The sequence below is a fragment of the Bacillus sp. ISO11 genome, assembly GCF_003458115.1.
In the GTDB taxonomy this organism is placed as follows: domain Bacteria; phylum Bacillota; class Bacilli; order Bacillales; family Bacillaceae_G; genus Bacillus_A; species Bacillus_A cereus.
This window is the reverse complement of record NZ_QXCO01000075.1, coordinates 1-2,524: the sequence shown is the minus strand read 5'-3', so window position 1 is coordinate 2,524 and position 2,524 is coordinate 1. Positions and strand designations below refer to the sequence as shown.

Genomic DNA, 2,524 nt, shown 5'->3' with positions numbered 1-2,524 from the left:
TGCGACTTCCTTATGTTAACATTTTCATCTTTCAATGTCAACTAAGTTTTTCATTTAGTTTGTCGCTTGCGATGTTATTGTCATCGGCGACTTGTTCTATATTACACCTCTAAAGTATAATCGTCAATACGTTTTTTAAAAAACTTTATATTTTATAGATTTCACTTATGTATTTCTTCTATAGTTATATACAAGCACCCCACAGAACTATCTATGGGGTACTACTCTATTATAAAAACTATTGCTCTTTCGACGGCGCCGAACAACTTCCATCAGTACAAGAAAGATCGCTTCCACCCTCTGAAGAAAGTTCTTGTAACTTAGGTGCAGGATTCTCTTCTTCCCACACTTGCTGAAGTGCACCAACAAAAGTTTCAAGTGGTTGTGCACCTGAAATGGCATACTTTTGATTAATAATAAAATAAGGTACTCCCGAAATTTGATATTGCTGAGCAATCGCTTCATCAATTCTAACATCATTTGCATACGCATTTTTATCATTAATAACATTTAAAGCCTCTTGCTTATCTAAACCTGAAACTTCAGCGATAGTAGCAAGTGTATCCACATCACTTAAATTTCTCGATTCAGTGAAGTATGCGAAAAGTAGATTTTCCGTAATCTCTTTTTCTTTTCCTTGATCCTTTGCAAACTTCGCAAGACGATGCGCATCAAACGTGTTCGTCGGCTTCATCTCATCAAAATTAAAACTTAAACCCATACTAGCTGCATGATTTCCTAGCTGTACGTTATTACGCTTAGCTTCTTCAATACTAATTCCATACTTTGATGCAAGTACTTCATTAATACTTGTCCCAGAATAGATTGGAGCATTTTGGTCTAATTCAAAACTTTTAAACTCAACTTCAACATCCTTCTTATGCGGAAATTGCTCTAAAGCCATCTCTAATCTACGTTTCCCAATATAGCAAAATGGGCATACAAAATCTGACCAAACTTCAATTTTCATAGAAACACCTCATTAACTTTTAGTTTTCAATCATTGTAGCACTGAGATTAAGGAATTCAAAAGTTTTTGCTCTACCTCCTTCATATAGTACATACAAAAATACACTTATAGCAGAATACCTAATTAACAAAAAAAACGATAATCAAAAGGATTAACTATTATCCCTCCGATTATCGTCTATATAAATGCAACAACTTTAATTATGCCGGAATATACTTCCCTACGAACTTCCATACAGTATTCCAATATTTATTCGAATCTACTTTCTCCGCTTCCCCATGTCCAGCACCTGGAACAATTAATTTCTCTTTTTCTACTTTTGCAGCATTATATACTTCATCTAACATTTCAAAAGGAACGAATGTATCAGCATCCCCATGAATGAACAGCATAGGTGTTTTACTTTTCGCTACTTGTTTTACAGCTGAGGCCTCTTCTAAATCATACCCAGCTCTTAATTTAGTAACCGTATTTGCCGCATTCATAACAGGAAACTTCGGTAAGTGGAATAAATCTTTTAGTTGATAAGTAAATTCATCAATAACAGTTGAGTATCCACAATCTTCAATAATAACTTTAACATTAGAAGGTAAATCTTCTCCTGAAGTCATCATTACAGTTGCCCCGCCCATTGAAACACCAAATAGAGCTATTTCAGCATTAGGGTCTTTCTTTAAGATTTGTTGAATCCAAATTAACACATCTTTACGATCATGCCAGCCCATACCAACATAATCCCCTTCACTATTTCCGTGCCCACGAAGGTCTGGTGCTATGACATTATAGCCTTGTTCATAAAAGTTACGAACATATTTCGTCATTTCTGATGCTCTACCACTATATCCATGAACTACAATTGCCCATTTATGACTAGATGGTTCATTCATATATTCATAACCTTTTAAATTTAATTTATCGAAAGAACGTATAGTTAATGTGTTAGGTTTATACTTCGATACGAAGTTTGCATTCTTTTCTTCATTTGCAGCCAATACATCTCCCGACGCATTTACCGTTTCCACTAAATGAGGATTATCTTGCAAAAATTCCTTTTCTTGTTTCGCATTTAATGCATAGTTATAAAAATAATTTCCAACTAACATATACACGATTACTAGCAGGACTAAGACTACTATAGTAATTATACTTATCTTTTTCATATTATCTCCTTTTCTAACTTAAATCTTCTTATATTAAAGTACATCAAAAACAACTGTACTATTTTAACATACCAATGAATTCTATCTTTAAGAAATAAAATAGAAAATCTTAAATTACCTGTCAAAAATCACGAAAGAAATTGAATAAAACTTATATAGCTACGTACTCAAAAATCTTTTAAAAAATGAGCAGCACTTCAAAATATTTAGCTTTGAAAAGAAGTTATAAAACACAAAAAAGACGAGTCATTCTGACTCGTCTTAAAGTTGCTTGGCGACGTCCTACTCTCACAGGGACAAGGTCCCAACTACCATCGGCGCTAGAGAGCTTAACTTCCGTGTTCGGTATGGGAACGGGTGTGACCTCTCTGCCATCATCACCAAACTATGAAGG

2 protein-coding genes and 1 rRNA gene are annotated in these 2,524 nt (G+C 34.2%); all 3 read right to left on the bottom strand.

Annotation, left to right across the window (positions count from 1 at the left end):
* Positions 1–238: 238 nt before the first annotated feature.
* The 3 genes from D1166_RS30795 to rrf all read right to left on the bottom strand — a co-directional run bounded on the left by D1166_RS30795 (position 239) and on the right by rrf (position 2,515).
* On the bottom strand, positions 239–970 hold the full coding sequence (locus D1166_RS30795; protein WP_000687938.1) for a DsbA family oxidoreductase: 732 nt from the start codon (positions 968–970) through the stop codon (positions 239–241).
* A gap of 200 nt (positions 971–1,170) precedes the next feature.
* Positions 1,171–2,130: an alpha/beta hydrolase gene (locus tag D1166_RS30790; protein ID WP_000723977.1), complete on the bottom strand. Its 960-nt coding sequence runs from the start codon at positions 2,128–2,130 to the stop codon at positions 1,171–1,173.
* 269 nt (positions 2,131–2,399) lie between these two features.
* Positions 2,400–2,515 (bottom strand): 5S ribosomal RNA (gene rrf / locus D1166_RS30785).
* Positions 2,516–2,524: the final 9 nt, after the last annotated feature.

What these genes read in the sequence shown, in the direction of transcription:
- D1166_RS30795 (WP_000687938.1), bottom strand. Translation starts at nt 970, where the DNA reads ATGAAAATTGAAGTTTGGTCAGATTTTGTATGCCCATTTTGCTATATT.
- D1166_RS30790 (WP_000723977.1), bottom strand. Translation starts at nt 2,130, where the DNA reads ATGAAAAAGATAAGTATAATTACTATAGTAGTCTTAGTCCTGCTAGTA.